This is a genomic window from Anabaena sp. FACHB-1391, assembly GCF_014696755.1.
In the GTDB taxonomy this organism is placed as follows: domain Bacteria; phylum Cyanobacteriota; class Cyanobacteriia; order Cyanobacteriales; family Nostocaceae; genus Dolichospermum; species Dolichospermum planctonicum.
Genome location: NZ_JACJQS010000003.1, coordinates 114,474 through 131,971, shown reverse-complemented (window position 1 = coordinate 131,971; position 17,498 = coordinate 114,474). Strand labels below are relative to the sequence as shown.

The window sequence follows — 17,498 nt, the reverse complement described above, 5'->3', positions numbered from 1 at the left end:
TGAATATTTCATAATTAGTTAAAAAGTTAAAAACCTTCCTGTTGCTATCCTCCTAATAGGATATCCAGGTACCATGAAATCCATAGGGTACACGCTGAGGAATAATTACCCGCGCTATCGGTTCGCTGGTCATATCTTCAGCATTAATAACTAAGAGTTCCGACCTTTGGGAATTTTCATCATAAACAAATGTCATCAACCATCCTGCATCTTCAGCAGTAGCATTAGGAGATGGTACAAATACTGATTCTCCACCATGACGATTTTTACCAAATTCATGGGTTTGGGATGTACCCTTTTCCAAGTCGTATTTAATGACACCCTCAAATAAAGGATTTTGAGAATATACTATTTTTCCCACGTAGCCATACTGAGTTTTTCTACCTAACAGGTTTTCATTAACACGGGGAAATTCTCCAGGTACATCATCTAATTGTTCTTCCGTGACTCTACCCGTGGAAAGGTTAAAGCGCCAACGGTGTAAAAAAGGGATACCTTCTAGGGGATCACTGTATGTATCATTAGAAATAAGGACATTAGTAGAATTCATGCGACAAGCAATAAGTACCACCTCGTCTCCAGCTTCGTAAGCGTTGAGGGTGTGGAAGACATAGCAAGAAGGACATTCAAACCAGCGAATATTGCTGTTGTCACCATGACGAGGTATGATACCAAAGCGACTGGGGCGATCTTTTTCAAACATTAACATTGGTTCTCCCCGCTGCATTCGTTCCACGCTAAATGTGAGAGGTAAATCCATGAAAATGCTATAATTTTCCGTAATGGCGAAATCGTGCATCATTACAGCCATTGGTATTTCTATTGGTACTGTTGATAATAGCTCACCTTGGGCAGAAACTATGCCATATTGTAGATAAGGCGGTCTAAAACCGTAACCAAAAAACATCATTTCCCCTGTCACTGGATCTACCTTGGGATGGGCAGTAAAAGCAGAAACTAGTTTATCATTATAAGTGTATTCTCCAATAGTCTCTAAATCAGGAATACTAATATGATGGGGCGCACCTCCTTCCCATAATGCTAAAAGTTGTTTATTATGCCATACAAGGGCTGTATTAGCAGTATTTTTACTAATACCGTGGGGGTTGTCTAATTGTGGTGGTTCTAACATTCCAGTCCATATAGCCTTACCCGCTTCATGTTCAATATTCCATCCCTTCGTTCTCACATAACGATTTTTGTAAGTAGCTTTACCATGATGAAGCTGTACACCATGCAACATTCCATCACCATCAAACCAGTGATATTGACCAATGGGATTTCGTTGGGGGTTGGGACCATTACGGACAAACATCCCTGATAATTCTGGAGGTAATTCTCCAATTACTTCTAAGGTATCAGTGGTAATTTCCGTGTTTATGGGTGCAAAATTCCCTTGTAAATAGGGATTTGCTGCTGCTAATGTGGTCATAATCAGTCCATTAAATAAGAGAACTGTAATTAATATAATTATGTTTTGCTATTTCTGCCAGAAAAAACCGTAACATCTTGACTGTTAAAGTCAGAATGAAAGATTAGTGAGTAATGGCATTTCTCATTTTTAGCGCGTAGAATGTTACAAACCTTCCCTTACTGCACTGCATAAGGTGTAAATTGCCGTTTAAAAGCAGAATGAAAACCAAGAACAATATCTGAATTTGGTACACCCATTTGCACTAATCTTTCAGCTATAGATTCCTCAGTTCCGTTGTACTGAATCCAAATTTTGCCGTCTTCAATGTCAAAGTGCATCACTGGTCCAAACACTCGTTTATCCCCTTGCCATCCGATATAATTGAGTTGGTAATGGTCATGTTCACTATCAAATATTAGTTGTGCTTTGACTGTATCATTGGTGGTACAAATCTGGGCGTGTTCTGTTAAAATTTGGGTGATAAATTGTCTATACTTTTCTATTTTATCCATTGTCGAACTTCCTCCTGTTTGGGATCATAAATTATCAGCTTGACTTGATATCGCTGTAGCATTCGTTGGATAAATGGAAGTTGAAAAAAGTCGTAATAAGTCTCAAAAGGAATGGCTAAGTAAACAATTCGGTTTGGTTCTTGTTCTTCAAGTGCTTGGCTATAGTTAAGATATTGACCTAATGCTGTATGGAAACTACTGATATCTGAATCTCCAATAAAGCTTTTAATTTCTACAGCAATTTTTTCTGAGTCCCTTTCTGCGGCTATGGTGGTTTCTGCGGCTAAATCAATTTGGAGTTTGACTGCTTCACTAATGCGAATCGTCAAGGGGTCATGGGTAATATTCCATCCTTCTTTTATTAAAGCATTTTTTACCTGTTGGTGAAAAACATCTTTTGCCATTGTTTTTGTGTGAATATGAGTTAAAAATCATTTGTATTTCAAGATTTAGTTTTTTTTCTTCTCCTAGTTTATCATAATTTTATGATACAGCACTTCCCGGTGTTATGAGGTACATATATTAATGATAAAAATCTTGTAGTGCGGGCATCTTGCCCGCACAAAGTGTACCTCACTCAAGTTAAACTTGCTGTATCATTTGAATGTGAGATATCATCAAAGATATTGTTTCAAAACCTCAACTGTGGCCAGTCCCGTTTTTTCCCAACTAAATTGATTTACTCTTTTTAAACCTTGTTCTGAAAGTTGTTCTCTAGTTTCTGAATCATTAATGATCATTTTCATTGCTGCTGTAATTTCTTCTATATGATAGGGATTAATTAAAATAGCCCCATCTCCCGCAACTTCTGGAAGCGAGGAAATATTAGAAGTAATAACCGGAGTACCACAAGCCATAGCTTCTAAAACAGGTAAACCAAAACCTTCCCAAAGTGTGGGGAAAACTAGCGCAATTGCTTGATTAATTATTATTGGTAATTCGTCGTAAGGTACATAGTTAAGGAATTTTACTAAATGATTTATGCCTAATTCTTGAGTTTGGATTTCTAACAATGGGGAATAACGTTTATCGTAGGGACCAGCTAACCATAGTTGATAGTCATTTCTCTTAGGTAATGCGGAAAAAGCGGTAATTAATCTTTGCAGGTTTTTGTAAGGATCTTGACGACCGATATATAGAAAGTAATTGCGGGTGGGAAGATTAAGAAATTGGAAATGTGAGGAATCATAAGCTAGGGGAATTGGTGTGATTTTATTACTAGGAATATGGAAAAAATCAACTAAATCTTTAGCTGTTGCGTGGGAATTACAAATAATGTGTTGTGCTTGGTTAAGAACTTGGGGAACATAGTAAAGATGATATGGTGTCAGCGGTGAAAAGCGTTTCGGAAAGCGTAATGGGATCATATCGTGGGACATGACGATAAAACGACAGTTAGTATATAAAGGTGCTTCGGGGATAGGGGAAAATAAAAGTTGCGATTTCAGCTTTTGATAGATTTTTGGGAGTTGGAATTGTGTCCAAATTAAGCGGTTTAAATGTCCTTTTGTACCCTCAGCAGGGGTAAGATTATTGGGGACTGAATAGCAGTTATAATTAGGGTATTTTTCTGATGTTAATAGTGTAGGATTGAGAGATGTTAAATGAGGTATAAGATTAAACGCATAAGTGCTAATACCTGTAGGTTTGGTCAGTAAAAATGAAAGATTAATCAGTAATTGCATTTTCTTATAATATCAACTATTATTCTTTCGGTTATTTCTAACATAATCATATATACCATAAATTTTGCCAAATGCTATTTTAGGCTGAGTTGGAAAAAGGATAATAGCAAAAAGAATCAGTCTGCTAAGTCTTAATATTATAATTTGTATATTAGTATATTTTTCTAATGTTAATAAATAACTATAGGTACTATACCTAATTTTATTAAACATATTTCTATTAGTGATTGATGATGGTTGATGTATGACACTAAACTTTTTAGTAATGCCTATTAAATGTCCTTGATTAGCATAATGTCTGCAAAAATCAAAATCCTCATAATATAGGAAATAAGCATAATCAAATAAAGGACATTCAGAAAAATTCTTTAAATTAATTATTAAACTACAACCTGAAACCCAATCACAATTAGTATAATCTGTATCTGTATTAGTTAATAAATCTACTTCTAAAATCGCGCCATTTTCAGGAATAAACTGACCACCAGCAAACCATATTTTGTTTTCAGGAGTATAAATAATTGTCCCTAAAATTGATAATTCTGGATGTGAATCGAAAAATAATTGAGCTTGTTCTAAAGTATTTCCTGGTAAATAAGCATCTGGATTAATTATCCAAACAATTGCTTGTTTATCTTGATTGTAAATCCATTGTAGACCTAAATTACAAGCACTAGCAAAACCAAGATTTTTTTCTGCTTCAATAATTATTGTTGATTGATTTTTAAGTTTATTAATTGAATTATCATCAGGTGAATTATTAATGATAATAACTTGATAGTTACTATCTGAACAAGATGGCAGAGAACCTATTAATTTAGTTATTAGATTGGTCGAGTAATAGTTAACTGTTAAAAAATATATCATAATAAGTTTCTTTTAAAATAATTATTTTAGAACAAATATTTAAACGTTGTGTAATGAGGATATTAATTACCAAGTCTTACCAAGTTTACCTATGAAGCCATGATAAGTTCCTAATAGACAAGCCCATATTTTTAATTGTTTATCTTCAGAATCATATAGCATTATTTTTAAAATAGTAAAATTCATATATTTGATTCTTTTAAAGAAACTAGTCAAACGATAATAACCTTGTGAAAATCTGGTTTCTAAATAAGTATGATTCCGACATATATAATAATGGCGTAAAGCTGAGTATTTTTGTAGATAACGTTTTTTATGAAAAAATTTTACTTCTACAGGATTGCCAAAATTATGGTACATAATTGCTTGAGTGACAATCAAATTATGAAAACCTTTTTTTGTAAGTCTTAAACCATAATCAAAATCAACACCATCAATAAACAAGTCAGCACAAGGAGGAGAAATAGTTTGAGCAGCCGCTAAAGAAATTAAAGATCCAGAAGTTATTGGTGAATCACATTCATAAAAATCAACATTACTATCATGTTTAACTCCTATGAAATGATCATAATCAAAAATTGCACCTTCTATAATTTTACAGGATCTAGCGTCACAAGGAGTAGGAGCGATAATACCAATTTTGTAATTATGTTTTTGAAATAATTGATAATAGGTTTTGAGTAAAATCTCTAAGCAATTTGGTGTAGGAATACTATCTTGATCAAATGTCCATAGAAAATCATATTTTTGATCAATAGCCCATGCTAATGCTTTTACTAAACCTTCGGAAATTCCAATATTCTGGGGATAGTGATGAATTAATAATAGATTCCTATTACTATGAAGTAGTAATGGTTTTTCAGAGTTATCTACTATATATATAGCTATAACTTTAATTGATTGGGCTTCAATAGCTTGAATACACCTATTAGCGGATTCTTGATCTTGATAACAAGTTATATAAGCGGCTACTTTTGATTGCATAGCTTTAATATGATAGTTAAATAGAAAATTCTTCTGCTTTCTGAATAAGTTCAGCTAGTAATCCACTAGAAGCAGAAAATTGAGGATAGTTTGTAGTCAGCTCCTGAGTACAAGCAGAGAAATTGATTAGATCGCGATCGCGTAGAAAGATCACAGACTTTTGTAAAAGACAATCGGGTATCAGTCTAGAATCAATCTCCAAAGAATCCTGAGCAATCATAACTAATAATTGTTCCAAGATAGCTAAAGCTTCTGCTCCTCTATTTGCGTGTATGTGTAAGATTGCTAATCCAAAGCAAAATCGCGGATATAATCGAAAATACTCGCAAAACCATGTCAGAGCTAAGGGATTATCTTTTAAACTGACAAATAAAGATGCTAAAATGGCAGTGGCTTTTTTTCCAGCGTCTATCAATAACAAAAGATTACTCTGTAGATCTTCTTTACCATCATTGAGAGTAAGATTAGTCTTATAAAATAAAAACGCGTAAAGATTAAAACTGACTTTTCGTTGTGTAAACAGTTCTAAAATAGATAGTGGGTTGGCACATTCAAGGATATCATGAGGATCAATAGAAGCTAAAGCCTGATTAACAGTAATATCAAAACATTCTTGATAAAGAAGTTCATACTTTTGTTGAATTTCCTTAGCATTTTTAAAATCACCATCATTAGTTAGTTCTCTCATCAAACGATAAGCAGTACCTAACTGAAAACGAGTGATAAGTTTGTCCCGATAATTGTGATTATTATTTTTTATAAAACCAGGTAAAATTTTATTTATAATAGTTACTAGCTGGTTTTTTGTATGATTTTTATCATTTTTAAGTAGAAGAAATAGAAATTTTAAATAACAGCTTCTAGCTTCATCATTAGTAACAAAATTAAAGTTTTTTAAATCTCTATGATGACTAAAATAAATAATTAAACTAGCATCTTCTTCAAAAATTTTATATTGAGAAATACCACATTTTTTTAATAAAAATATTATCGATTCTCGATTAAATAAACAAAGATGCTGTCCAGGATTTAGTAAAGCCATAGCTTTGATATCTGAATTATCTTTTTTATCTAAACACTCATGTAAATATTGATTATTAGGTGTAGTTAAAACAGCAATCCCTTCAGGTTGTAAATTATTACATAAAGTCTGAAGATAATCATAGGGATATGGAATATGCTCAATCACTTCTGATGAAAAAATTACAGTATATTTTTCTGGGGATGAGTTTGATGAGAAATATTCATTAATAATGTTCACATCCATCACTTTTGAACCGATTTTTCCGTATTCCCCTGGTTCGTAGCCGATAGCATTTGCGCCCATTAAACTACTAGCAAATTTGACAGAATAGCCAAAACCACAACCCACATCCAAAAAATTATCTAGGTTAGGAATAGAATTAGTAAGTAATGCAATTAAAGGACGAATCATGGATTCTATCCCCGCACCGATATCTACATAAGATTGATAGCCATAATAACCAGCAAGATCACTAGAGTGACTATCAGTATAATCTGGGACGGTGAGTGGATGGGAAAAAACTAATCCGCAAGAACTACACTTAATGTAGTCTTTATGTAATTGATTACCTGAGTAGCTGACTAAATGTTCAAAAATATGTTCATATCCACAGACTGGACATTTAAGAACAGAATTATATTGTTGTTGAATAATTGTATATAGTTCCATTATTTTTACCTCGGTTTGATTTTGACTAGGATTAGTTATATCATCCTCTACTTTACCAGAAAGTTGCCCCTAATTCCATTCATTTTCCTTAGTCTGTCAGTCTTGATTTTCCTAAAGAGATTGATATTTAATATGCAAGAGAGAGGACTGCAACAACTCTTTAGTCTGATCATTGTCAATAAATTTTTCCATAAAATACATAAAATACTTCATAGAAAGCAGTCCATCTGGATTTTTTTCAATTAGATCCCTTTTCAAAACTGGACAACCAGCTAATACAATTAATGGCCACAAACGGTGAGAAGGATTAATATCGTTAAAATCCAGTAAAAATAATTCATCAAATAACCTTTCCCTAGTTTCGCTAAATTCTGGGAGAGGTAAATCCTCAACAATAGATAAAAACCTTTCTAAATTTTCTGTTTTTAATATATCTGATAATGGATATAAACTTTTTAATTTATATCCATTTTTTAACACCATTTGTGTCAGTCCAATCTCACCATTTTCAATAGAAAATCTGCGCGAGTTAATTAAATAATAATTGTCCCAATAATTAGAAAAACATTCAGATTGGGTAACTTTTTGATTAAATTTGAGGCAATAAGATTGCAAATGATAGGCCTTTTGCCAGGATTCAGTTAAACCAATCATATCACTATTATTATCATCCACAAATTCAGCTTGAAAGTGACCATTTCGCAGGTTATTTTCAAGTAATAAAATACTATCATTAATTAAATATAACTGAGAACAGTTACTAAATAAAGCCCTTTTCTTTAAAAAGGAAATACTATCTTTCCAAGCTCCAAAATCCCGACCGAAATTTTTTCTGATGATGAGGGCTGAGAGATTTTTCTCTAGCCACAGTCTAGCTTCTGAAGATACTTTAGTGGTGACAAATATTACATCTATTCTTTGAGATTGAAAAAATAAACAAAGTTCTTTTACTTGTTCTAAAATTAAGCCATGTTTATTATAATGACAAAACAAAACACAGGAGGTAAATCCATGAGTATTTTTATCATAAATCACCTCTTCAACAATCGCTGAATCTATGGCAAAATATTGTATTTTACAGGGGATAATCAGCTTTTTTTCTAAAGTTATTAAAGCTTTTATTACTATTTTTTTTACTGTTTCCAAAAAAATACCCATAGTTTTTATAAACCTAAAAATACTGCTTAATTAAAGATTGAAGACCATCCGCTGTAATAAACTCCCGAAACTCGTCTTCCCAGTGAGGTAAAACTAGACCTGTTTCTTGTTCTAATTTTTGGGAAAGAAGCAAACAGTTGCGAGGACGTTTGACTGTAGTAGAATAACTCTCAATACTTACCGGAGAAATTGACTTGTCAGAAAGCTGTAAAGCACTAACTATAGTGTTAGCAAAATCAAACCAGGAGGAGCTACCTTTTGGTGTTAAATGATAAATACCTCTGAGAGAAAATAATTTCTGATTATTAATCAATTCTGTAATTAATTTTGCTACTAATCTACTAGGAGTAGGCGCGACTATAATATCATTTACCACTTCTAACTGCTTTTGTGTAGCTAGACGATGGAGAAAAGATGTAAAAAAGTTTTTTCGGTTCTGGGAATAAATACCAGAAATTCGGAAAATGGTTGAATGATGGGGAAAATACTGTAATAAAAGCAGGTCAGTGTGAGCTTTTGTCCAACCATAGTAATTAATCGGTGATAATTGATCCTCTTCGATATAGTAACTATTTTTCGCACCATCAAAAACATTGTCTGACGAAAAATGAATCAATTGGATAGAGTGGCGATCACAAAACTCTCCCAATATATGGGGAAGCAGACAATTGAGAAAAAAACCTTTATTTTGGTGATTAGCGATTGCGTCAATGTTGGTAAAACCAACTGCATTAATGATGATTTGTGGTTGAATTTCCCTTAATACAGTTTCTAATTCTTGTAAATAAGAATATAGGTCTAAATCAGAAGAAGATAAAGACACTAATTCCACTGTGGACAGGTGGGATAACTGCAAAGCTAAATCACTACCAATTATACCTGTACTTCCTAAAAGGCAAATTTTCATAAATAACTTCAATAACTTCATCTATAAGTAGTTAAAACTGCATTAAATCAAAATATCCACCTATTTTAAATTCCATCCCAGTATTGATAGATTTAGCACTCACATCATCATTATAATGGCGGTAAGGTATGACTCTAAAATCAAAACTTACATGAGTTGTCCCTTCTTTATTAATCTCATTACCATGAGTACATCCGGTATGATCAAAATGTAATATCTGACCATATTTAATATCCTGAGGTTGAAAATCTCCCTTAGAAGATTCTGATTCAATATATAGAGATTTTGAACCATACATATCAGTAAAAGGTACTAAAAAATTTAGTTCTTCATGGGGATGTCCATACCAACTATCTCGATGATATTCACCTACCCAGACATTATTAGGAAAACCTACCCTAAAGGTGGGTACTTTTTGATAAGCTAAATCATCACCTACATAAGGATGAATCACATTTTGAAGAAATGATAAATACATATCTTTTAAACTACTATTAAAAGCATCATAAAATTTGCGATGAAAAACTGTTAATTGATCGCTTGCACGAGTAAAAAGAGGGTATTCTTCTAACTCATGTAGTTTTTCTAAGGGTAAACCGAATATTTCCTGAATAATCTTAGCAAAGGGAAATTCAATAGTATTATAGTTTATTATGTCCAAGTGCTTTATTGCTGCCATTTTTTATACCTCAAATCGAGTATGGATTTCTTTGTAAAAAAGCGAGAAAATAGGATATAGCGTTTTCCAGTCTAATGAAGTACAAAATTATCTGCGTTTATCTGCGTCCATCTGCGTTCAATTATTACTGCTTGTACCTCACTCGAATGGGAACGGCTATAATTAAGTAAGGCGACACAATAAAATCGAGATATGTTTAGTTTTGTAAAAATCGGGAAGTACCCTGTTGTTGCACAAATTAATCTTTAATTGTTTATCTTTTCTAATCTTCACCTTGACTAAAATCAATGTACTGATAAAGTGCTTTTAAACTCATCTCAAAATCCACAGATTCCAACTTTAAAACTTCTGATTCTCCTCGATAATCAGTTAATAGCCATTTACCTTGTTCATTTTTCACAAACTGTTTAATATAATATTCAGTCTGGGAAATTAAAACATATTCTTGAAAACTGGGAATCGTCCGATAAGCATCAAATTTATCCCCTTGATCATAGTTAGCTGTGGATTTTGATAAGACTTCAATAATCACAAGCGGATTAGTAATAACATTTTGAGTTTTACCTTGATAACTCGCTTTACCTTCCACTACCATCACATCAGGATAAGTATAACGATTAGATGCTTCAATCCATAATTTTACATCTCCTATATATACTTCATAACCTTTATTACCTAAATTAAACAAAAGAAAAGCATAAATTTGTCCTGCTAATTTATTATGATTTGTTGTTCCCCCAGTCATGGCGATAATTTGCCCATTTAAGTATTCATTTTTGCTTTCAGATTCACTTTCTAACTCCAGATATTCTTCTGGGGTATAATAGGTTTTTTCTGTTTGAATAGGAGTGGCTAGAGTCATATTTTTCTCCTTAATTACTTTGTATGATAACTGGTTATTGCCTATTATGTCAAATAATTTAATCAAATCAGAAATTTCTATAGTTTCCAAATTGGTTTATCTTCCTCCTTTTTATAATCAATAATCATTTTAAAAACATCAATACAATTAAACATAGCATCTTCAAGAGTATCCTCTTCCGCAAAAGCACCTAGAATACCAGGTATTCTAGCTAAATAACCATCTTCATTGTTTTCAATAACAACGGAAATTAGTTGGGGGTTGTTTTTTCTGCAAGTTGTCCACAGACTCCATTGTGAATTTTCTCCTGTTGAGTCATATCATTGTGTTTTCTCTAATCCAGAAAATAATATCATTATTAGTGATCATTATTCATAAACTATCAGGGTCAATATTTAACTCTCTCAACTTTTGAGCTAATATAGACAGTTTAGCTTCCGCTTCATTAGCCCTTTGACGTTCTATATCAGTAGATTCACGCTGTGCTTCTAACTCCTTTCTTAATTGTACAGGAGTTAAAAACCTTTCTCCGTCAGGACGATAAATAATTAATTCTCCTTGAGATGTATCAAATTTTATTCCTAACCGGGGACTAATCCAACCATTAATCTGTTCAAGTTGTACCAAAGAGCCATTATTATTGATCCAACCTTCAATTTCATAGGATTCAGGCTCATATATGTAATACTCCTGTACTCCATATTGCTGATAAAATTCTAGCTTACGCTGCATTTCATCATCGTTGTTACTAGTTGAAAGAATTTCAAACACTACTTGGGGTGGTATATTCTCCTCTCTCCATTGACGATAAGATCTACGTTTACCTTTAGGTCTGCCAAATACTACCATAACATCTGGTGCAGTTGGTGTAATCACTTTAGAACGCACTGGATACCATAATAAATCAGCAGCTATAAAAACATTATTTACATCAGCAAACAAAATTTCTAAATTTTCCTTAATAATAACAATCCATTTATATTGTTCCGTATTATCCGCCATTGGTTTACCATCACTGTCAGGGTAGAGTACATCTTCATCTAGTTGTGCTGTAATCATTGTCATATATCCTATTTAAGTGATAATTCCTAGCAGCTGACAATTTTTATAAATGATAATTAACTATATCTATACTCTTGTAATTGGCGATCGCTCAATAATCTAACATTCTCCTCTAACCACAATAAATAATCTCGTTCATACAGTTCTTTTAAGTTTATAGCCTTAGCTTCCATCTTTAAACCTCTCCATATCTACCCTCAATAAGTCACCATTTCAGATTGTTTAACAGTTTCTAAATAGAAATCTACCACCTCCTGTGAATCACCAGCAAATTTAATATTTCCTTGACTTAAATAAATCGCTTTTTTACAGGATGTGCTGACAAACTCTAAATCATGAGAAACAACTAAAACCGTAGCATCATCATCCCAAAACTGATCCATCCTTTGCTTGCACTTGTTCTTAAAACCCTCATCTCCCACCGACAATACCTCATCTAAAATCAAAATATCCGGCTGGACATCAGTTGCAATAGCAAAACCCAAACGAGCCACCATACCCGAAGATAAACCCTTAACTGGAACTAAAGCATAATCTTCTAATTCAGCAAACTCCAAAATAGAACGCGCTCTTGCTTTCATTTCAGTCCTAGAAAAACCCAATAATACGCCATAGAGAAGTATATTGTCCATCACCGAAATATCTGGATCAAAACCTGCTCCCAGTTCAATTAAAGGTGCGACCTGACCCCTAACCCTGACATTACCAACTGTAGGCTTAAGAATACCAGAAATTATCTTTAACAGCGTGGACTTACCAGAACCATTCGCACCAATTATACCTATTTTTTCGCCCTTGTCAACTACTAGGTTAACATTATTTAACACTAACTTTTTCGCAGGTTGGCGATATTTACCCTCTACCACAGATAGGAGCGTTTTTTTCAAATCATAGGAAAATTCCTCTTGAGTCCTTCTCCACAGCGAAACACTATCTAAACGTATTACTTCCATTGACAGCAAATCCATAAACTGATGTCGCTACAGATGAAACAAGTCCATCCCAGAATATAATAATTATGCCACTAGGAGATTGTTTTCAAGATATATGATAGTGGCTACGCCAACCTGGCTATCGGCGATTATAAATCGCTAATACACAAACAAAGTCCATCTGCGTGGATTTAAAACATAGAAGATGGTTTTTGTCTGTATAGCCAGGAATTATCGTTCCCAAGACAAGTATTAAATTAAACCTTTCAAACAACCTCCTGTAGACAATCAAATTCCTCCATTAATCCTGATTATCCTACTAAATCAATCGCTAAATCATACATTGTCGTCATGGTTTATTTTGACAATGCTGAATAATTTTAATACATATTATTGATTTTTGCTTAAGTTTAATTTATACTATCAGGATCTACACCGAGCGATCGCAAATATTCTGCTAATTTATTTGCTCTTTCCCGTTCAGTCTCAGCCCTTTGTCGTTCAGTCTCAGCCCTTTGTCGTTCAGTCTCAGCCCTTTGTCGTTCAGTTTCAGCCCTTTCCCGTTCAGTTTCAGCTTTTCTCATTTCCTCTAAATTTGCTTCTTCCGGTGTGAGTACCAATTTTCCCGCAACGGTAAAATACCTCAATCTATTTTCCCAAACTCCTAAGTATAATCCCAGTTCTTGACTCCAATACCAGCCATTTTCCGATACGGGAATAATTTTATATTCACTGTCTGTTAATCTCCACCCTACCAATTCTAAGGTATTTGGTGAAAACCAAAAATACTCAGGAGTGCGGAATTGATTTTGATATAACTGTTTTTTCAATCCCTTATCTACTTTCGCAGTAGAATCAGAAAGTAGTTCAATGATCACATTAGGATATTTACCGTCTTCTTCCCAAATTACCCAAGACAGACGGGGACGTTTTTCTGTGTCTTTGACTAGAAAAAAATCAGGTCCTCTAAAGTCTCGATTTTTTAACTGTTGTCGGCTATAATAGATGCTGAGATTTGCGCCAATGAAAAAATCCTCTCTATCACGCCATAACCATTCTAAGCAAGTTACTAAGATTAATAGTTGTGTATAATGCAAAGAGCTTTCCATCTCTGGTTCGTCGCTGAGTAGTTCCGTACAATCTGGCATTAATGCTTCTATTTCTTGTGCGGTTAAAGCCATAAATTTTATGGGGATAATTTACTATCTTTTGTTAATGATAAAATATCAGGACCTACCCAGTCTAATTATCAACTCTTCACCATGTTACAGTAAATCCATAAACTGATGTCGCCACAGATGAAAACAAGTCCATCCCAAAGCTAAAATAATTATACCACTCAGCAAAGCCCCCCAAATCAAACCTAAATCAGGTGATGCACCTGATAATGTAATCTGACGTAGACTTTCAATAATTGGGGATAAGGGATTTAAACCTAAAAATGGCTTAACCTGCTTTGGTACAATAGCTGCTGGATAAAATATAGGACTACTAATCCAAATTACAAATACCACTAATTCATAAAAATAAGGTAAATCTCTAAAAAATACATACAAAGCACTAACTAAAAACCCCACCCCTGTAGAAACTAAAATCAGTGCGATAAATGGAAATATCAACGCTAGGACATTGACTAGACTTTTGGCATTAACTAAAGTCATAATTGCCAGTAACGGAAATGCTCCCACTGAAAATTGAAAGACATTAGCTGCAATCATTGATACCGGGAAAACACTAACTGGCAACTGAATTTTATTTAATAATGCACCATTACCGACTACACTACTTAAAGCCTGGGACGTGCAAGCGGAGAAAAAATTAATGACTAACAGCCCTGTCAGCGCCGCCAGCATATAGTTAAGAATAGAGTTACCATAATAAGATGCAAAGGTAGCACCAAAAATAGCAGTATATAACCCCGTCATAATCAATGGGTTCAATAGCGACCAATAAACCCCTAGAAAAGAACCCCGGTAGCGTACTTTCAGAGTTCGCACTACTAAAACATACAGCAGTTCCCAATAACGCTGTACTTGTGACCAATGTAAATTATTTTTCAGGGAAAGTGTCATTTTTCAAGCACCGTCGTTACACACAGGAAAAAACTCATTTGGCTATTTTACACCATTAATTACGATTAATTTCGAGATACAGCAGTTTCCGATATTATCAGGTATAGATATTAATGATAAAAATCTTGTGGTGCGGGCATCTTGCCCGCTACAATTGTACCTCATGAGGCACTGACCCTACATTTTTCGCGCCTCTTACCTTCAAAAACCTGGCACCTATTTTCTTTCTTATCAACCCCAACCCTTTGATTTATATAGGTTTAGAGTTTATTTAGTATCCCCTCCATATTTAGTTACTTCAAACTATCAGCGTCTATTCCCAGAGACAATAAATGCGCTGCTAAAAGTTGTACTTTGTCTTTTTCATGCGCTAATTGTTGTTCAGCTTGCAAAGCTTTTTGCTGGGATGCTTGAGCTTCTTGTTCAGCTTGCAAAGCTTTTTGCTGGGATGCTTGAGCTTCCTGTTCAGCTTGCAAAGCTTTTTGCTGGGATGCTTGAGCTTCCTGTTCAGCTTGCAGAGCTTGGTTTTTAAGTTGCAGAGCTTCTTTTTGGATTTTTGTAGCTGTTTCTTCCGGTGTTGGTACTAATTCGCCTGTAGCTGTAAAATAGCGAAGTTGACCATTTGCCACACCTAAATATAAATCTAGGACTTCACTCCAAAGTAATCCTTGTTCATTGGGAACAATTTCTTCATATTGATTGCCTACGAGCCTTAAACCTGTAAATTCTAAAGTTTCGGGACTAAACCAGAAATATTCTGGAGTACGAAAGCGGGTTTCATAGAGAGCTTTTTTTAAATTGCGGTCAATTTTGGCTGTACTATTTGACAGTAATTCAATAATCAAATCTGGATAACGGCCATCTTCTTCCCATACAACCCAAGAAGTGCGAGGAACTTTTTCCGTATTTTTCACTAAAAAGAAATCAGGTCCGCGAAATTCTCGATTTTTTAACTGTTGACGACTAAAGTAAATAGTGAGATTTGCACCAATAAAAAAATCATTTTGATCGCGCCACAACCATTCTAAACTAGTTACTAGTATTAGTAACTGCATATAATGTAAAGAACTTTCCATTTCCGGTTCATCACTTAACAAACGAGTGGCATCCGGCATTTGTTGTTCTAGCTGCTGGGCTGTAACAAACATAAGAGTATACCTACTTGCTTACTGATTTAATTTTAAACTATAGAGGGTGAAAATAGAGTGCCAGATTCCGCTACACTGAGATTGAGATTATTGGATGTTAACTAGATCATGGAAATTGGACAAAAAGTTAAAGTGATTCGTTTGCGCGACCGGGTATCCTCTACTATCGCTCAAAAACTGGGAAAAATCGGCATTATCGAAGGCTACAAAGTCACTGACGGGGCAGGAATTGGCGTGGTGGTGAAGTTTGACGATAACTTCTCTACCTGGTTTTTTGCCGATGAAATCAAACCAGCTTAATCAAAATAACTCACAGCAGAAGCTAAAAAGATTGGTTGAGTGCTAAGTTGTAATTGACAAGATAGGCGATTTGGAAATTGAGTAATGGCCTTGATACTGACATTTTTGGGCAAAAACGGCATCTATCGCAGTAAGATAGCGATCGCCGCAGCCATTAGTTTGGCAACACAAGGTAAAAGGGTACTCTTAGCAGGACTAGCAGATCCAACATTGCCAATTCTACTCAATACGGCTCTGACTCCTGACCCCCAGGAAATCTCTCCCAATCTCCAAGCAGTACAGTTTACAGCATCTGTACTGCTAGAACGCAATTGGGACGAGATGAAAAAACTAGAGGCTCAATACCTGCGTACACCGATTTTTAAAGAAGTTTACGGGCAAGAATTAGTAGCATTACCAGGTATGGATCACGCTCTCGCGCTCAATGCCCTGCGTGAATATGATGCCAGTGGCAAATATGACGCGATTATCTATGATGGCACCGGAGATGATTCCACCTTGCGAATGTTAGGAATGCCAGAATCTTTGAGTTGGTACGTGAGACGATTTCGGCAATTGTTTATTAACTCTGATTTGGGGAAAACAATTACAGAATCTCCCTTTCTTCAACCTTTAATTAGTAGTCTTTTTAATGTTAATTGGACTGCTGATAATTTCGCTCAACCTACTAACCAAGTTAATGGTTTTCTCGAACAAGGTAAAGCCGCTGTGGCTAATCCCCAGCGTGTCGCTGCTTTTCTGGTGACAACATCAGACTCAATTGATGTGGCAAATTCGCGCTATCTTTGGGGAAGCGCTCAACAAGTTGGTCTAACTATTGGTGGGTTAATTTTAGTAGCTGGAGGGGAAAATACTCATCTAACCTCGGAATTTGCACCTCTACCTGTGAGTATAGTTCCTGATGTATCTAATGGTGAATGGCAACCTCTAATTAATGCTTTACCCAATTTTGTTGAGCAAGCATTACAAGCTAATCAACCAATAGAAATTGATGTACATAATCGCCAAGTACGTCTCTTTTTACCTGGTTTTGACAAAAAACAAGTTAAACTTACTCAGTACGGTCCAGAAGTCACGGTAGAAGCCGGAGATCAAAGACGCAATATCTTCCTCCCTCCTGCTTTAAGTGGTAAACCTGTGACTGGGGCAAAGTTTCAAAACAGTTATTTGATAATTTCTTTTTAGGTTATGGGTAATAGGTAAAAGAAATTGATACAACCAAT

Annotated in this window: 19 protein-coding genes; 2 read left to right on the top strand and 17 right to left on the bottom strand. The window is 34.6% G+C overall.

Translation table 11 applies throughout. The annotated features are described in order from the left end of the window. Positions 1 to 52: 52 nt before the first annotated feature. The 17 genes from H6F62_RS02560 to H6F62_RS02485 all read right to left on the bottom strand — a co-directional run bounded on the left by H6F62_RS02560 (position 53) and on the right by H6F62_RS02485 (position 15,975). Entirely contained in the window at positions 53 to 1,432 is a 1,380-nt protein-coding gene (locus tag H6F62_RS02560) for a carotenoid oxygenase family protein (protein WP_190371261.1), read from the bottom strand. A 158-nt stretch (positions 1,433 to 1,590) separates the two neighbouring features. Beyond that, a complete protein-coding gene (locus H6F62_RS02555; RefSeq protein ID WP_137909152.1) occupies positions 1,591 to 1,926 on the bottom strand; it encodes a XisI protein in 336 nt (111 codons plus the stop codon). Next, positions 1,914 to 2,330, bottom strand: coding sequence for a XisH family protein (locus H6F62_RS02550; RefSeq protein WP_190371260.1), 417 nt, complete (start codon positions 2,328 to 2,330; stop codon positions 1,914 to 1,916). Before H6F62_RS02550 ends, H6F62_RS02555 begins: the two co-directional genes overlap by 13 nt. A 213-nt stretch (positions 2,331 to 2,543) precedes the next feature. Continuing rightward, entirely contained in the window at positions 2,544 to 3,611 is a 1,068-nt protein-coding gene (locus H6F62_RS02545) for a glycosyltransferase family 1 protein (protein ID WP_190371259.1), read from the bottom strand. 12 nt (positions 3,612 to 3,623) lie between these two features. After that, positions 3,624 to 4,478: a glycosyltransferase family 2 protein gene (locus H6F62_RS02540; protein ID WP_190371258.1), complete on the bottom strand. Its 855-nt coding sequence runs from the start codon at positions 4,476 to 4,478 to the stop codon at positions 3,624 to 3,626. Positions 4,479 to 4,544: 66 nt separating this feature from the next. After that, on the bottom strand, positions 4,545 to 5,462 hold the full coding sequence (locus H6F62_RS02535) for a glycosyltransferase family 2 protein (protein WP_190371257.1): 918 nt from the start codon (positions 5,460 to 5,462) through the stop codon (positions 4,545 to 4,547). A 16-nt stretch (positions 5,463 to 5,478) separates the two neighbouring features. Then, positions 5,479 to 6,897: a class I SAM-dependent methyltransferase gene (locus H6F62_RS02530; protein WP_190371256.1), complete on the bottom strand. Its 1,419-nt coding sequence runs from the start codon at positions 6,895 to 6,897 to the stop codon at positions 5,479 to 5,481. Positions 6,898 to 7,266: 369 nt separating this feature from the next. After that, entirely contained in the window at positions 7,267 to 8,313 is a 1,047-nt protein-coding gene (locus tag H6F62_RS02525; protein WP_190371255.1) for a rhamnan synthesis F family protein, read from the bottom strand. Positions 8,314 to 8,326: 13 nt separating this feature from the next. Next, the gene (locus H6F62_RS02520; protein WP_190371254.1) at positions 8,327 to 9,220 is read right to left on the bottom strand and encodes an NAD(P)-dependent oxidoreductase; all 894 of its coding nucleotides are present in this window, start codon (positions 9,218 to 9,220) and stop codon (positions 8,327 to 8,329) included. Positions 9,221 to 9,251: 31 nt separating this feature from the next. Further along, a complete protein-coding gene (locus H6F62_RS02515; protein ID WP_190371253.1) occupies positions 9,252 to 9,899 on the bottom strand; it encodes a hypothetical protein in 648 nt (215 codons plus the stop codon). A 262-nt stretch (positions 9,900 to 10,161) separates the two neighbouring features. Beyond that, entirely contained in the window at positions 10,162 to 10,761 is a 600-nt protein-coding gene (locus tag H6F62_RS02510; protein ID WP_190371252.1) for a Uma2 family endonuclease, read from the bottom strand. 372 nt (positions 10,762 to 11,133) lie between these two features. After that, positions 11,134 to 11,820, bottom strand: coding sequence for a Uma2 family endonuclease (locus H6F62_RS02505; RefSeq protein WP_190371251.1), 687 nt, complete (start codon positions 11,818 to 11,820; stop codon positions 11,134 to 11,136). A 59-nt stretch (positions 11,821 to 11,879) separates the two neighbouring features. Further along, positions 11,880 to 11,996: a DUF29 domain-containing protein gene (locus tag H6F62_RS20815; RefSeq protein WP_137909159.1), complete on the bottom strand. Its 117-nt coding sequence runs from the start codon at positions 11,994 to 11,996 to the stop codon at positions 11,880 to 11,882. Between the two features lie 24 nt (positions 11,997 to 12,020). Next, positions 12,021 to 12,776 carry an ABC transporter ATP-binding protein gene (locus H6F62_RS02500; RefSeq protein ID WP_137909160.1) on the bottom strand — a complete coding sequence of 252 codons (756 nt, stop codon included), beginning with the start codon at positions 12,774 to 12,776 and terminating at the stop codon, positions 12,021 to 12,023. Between the two features lie 389 nt (positions 12,777 to 13,165). After that, complete coding sequence (locus H6F62_RS02495) at positions 13,166 to 13,936, bottom strand: Uma2 family endonuclease (RefSeq protein ID WP_190371250.1); 771 nt, start codon at positions 13,934 to 13,936, stop codon at positions 13,166 to 13,168. 84 nt (positions 13,937 to 14,020) lie between these two features. After that, on the bottom strand, positions 14,021 to 14,827 hold the full coding sequence (locus H6F62_RS02490) for an ABC transporter permease (protein ID WP_137909162.1): 807 nt from the start codon (positions 14,825 to 14,827) through the stop codon (positions 14,021 to 14,023). A 293-nt stretch (positions 14,828 to 15,120) separates the two neighbouring features. Further along, a complete protein-coding gene (locus H6F62_RS02485; protein ID WP_190371249.1) occupies positions 15,121 to 15,975 on the bottom strand; it encodes a Uma2 family endonuclease in 855 nt (284 codons plus the stop codon). A gap of 108 nt (positions 15,976 to 16,083) precedes the next feature. Here H6F62_RS02485 and H6F62_RS02480 point away from each other — a divergent pair, with 108 nt between their 5' ends. Both H6F62_RS02480 and H6F62_RS02475 read left to right on the top strand, forming a co-directional pair. Further along, complete coding sequence (locus H6F62_RS02480) at positions 16,084 to 16,275, top strand: DUF2862 domain-containing protein (RefSeq protein WP_028084001.1); 192 nt, start codon at positions 16,084 to 16,086, stop codon at positions 16,273 to 16,275. A gap of 84 nt (positions 16,276 to 16,359) precedes the next feature. After that, the gene (locus H6F62_RS02475) at positions 16,360 to 17,460 is read left to right on the top strand and encodes an ArsA family ATPase (RefSeq protein ID WP_137909164.1); all 1,101 of its coding nucleotides are present in this window, start codon (positions 16,360 to 16,362) and stop codon (positions 17,458 to 17,460) included. Positions 17,461 to 17,498: the final 38 nt, after the last annotated feature.

What these genes read in the sequence shown, in the direction of transcription:
- H6F62_RS02560 (WP_190371261.1), bottom strand. Translation starts at nt 1,432, where the DNA reads ATGACCACATTAGCAGCAGCAAATCCCTATTTACAAGGGAATTTTGCA.
- H6F62_RS02555 (WP_137909152.1), bottom strand. Translation starts at nt 1,926, where the DNA reads ATGGATAAAATAGAAAAGTATAGACAATTTATCACCCAAATTTTAACA.
- H6F62_RS02550 (WP_190371260.1), bottom strand. Translation starts at nt 2,330, where the DNA reads ATGGCAAAAGATGTTTTTCACCAACAGGTAAAAAATGCTTTAATAAAA.
- H6F62_RS02545 (WP_190371259.1), bottom strand. Translation starts at nt 3,611, where the DNA reads ATGCAATTACTGATTAATCTTTCATTTTTACTGACCAAACCTACAGGT.
- H6F62_RS02540 (WP_190371258.1), bottom strand. Translation starts at nt 4,478, where the DNA reads ATGATATATTTTTTAACAGTTAACTATTACTCGACCAATCTAATAACT.
- H6F62_RS02535 (WP_190371257.1), bottom strand. Translation starts at nt 5,462, where the DNA reads ATGCAATCAAAAGTAGCCGCTTATATAACTTGTTATCAAGATCAAGAA.
- H6F62_RS02530 (WP_190371256.1), bottom strand. Translation starts at nt 6,897, where the DNA reads ATGATTCGTCCTTTAATTGCATTACTTACTAATTCTATTCCTAACCTA.
- H6F62_RS02525 (WP_190371255.1), bottom strand. Translation starts at nt 8,313, where the DNA reads ATGGGTATTTTTTTGGAAACAGTAAAAAAAATAGTAATAAAAGCTTTA.
- H6F62_RS02520 (WP_190371254.1), bottom strand. Translation starts at nt 9,220, where the DNA reads ATGAAAATTTGCCTTTTAGGAAGTACAGGTATAATTGGTAGTGATTTA.
- H6F62_RS02515 (WP_190371253.1), bottom strand. Translation starts at nt 9,899, where the DNA reads ATGGCAGCAATAAAGCACTTGGACATAATAAACTATAATACTATTGAA.
- H6F62_RS02510 (WP_190371252.1), bottom strand. Translation starts at nt 10,761, where the DNA reads ATGACTCTAGCCACTCCTATTCAAACAGAAAAAACCTATTATACCCCA.
- H6F62_RS02505 (WP_190371251.1), bottom strand. Translation starts at nt 11,820, where the DNA reads ATGATTACAGCACAACTAGATGAAGATGTACTCTACCCTGACAGTGAT.
- H6F62_RS20815 (WP_137909159.1), bottom strand. Translation starts at nt 11,996, where the DNA reads ATGGAAGCTAAGGCTATAAACTTAAAAGAACTGTATGAACGAGATTAT.
- H6F62_RS02500 (WP_137909160.1), bottom strand. Translation starts at nt 12,776, where the DNA reads ATGGAAGTAATACGTTTAGATAGTGTTTCGCTGTGGAGAAGGACTCAA.
- H6F62_RS02495 (WP_190371250.1), bottom strand. Translation starts at nt 13,936, where the DNA reads ATGGCTTTAACCGCACAAGAAATAGAAGCATTAATGCCAGATTGTACG.
- H6F62_RS02490 (WP_137909162.1), bottom strand. Translation starts at nt 14,827, where the DNA reads ATGACACTTTCCCTGAAAAATAATTTACATTGGTCACAAGTACAGCGT.
- H6F62_RS02485 (WP_190371249.1), bottom strand. Translation starts at nt 15,975, where the DNA reads ATGTTTGTTACAGCCCAGCAGCTAGAACAACAAATGCCGGATGCCACT.
- H6F62_RS02480 (WP_028084001.1), top strand. Translation starts at nt 16,084, where the DNA reads ATGGAAATTGGACAAAAAGTTAAAGTGATTCGTTTGCGCGACCGGGTA.
- H6F62_RS02475 (WP_137909164.1), top strand. Translation starts at nt 16,360, where the DNA reads ATGGCCTTGATACTGACATTTTTGGGCAAAAACGGCATCTATCGCAGT.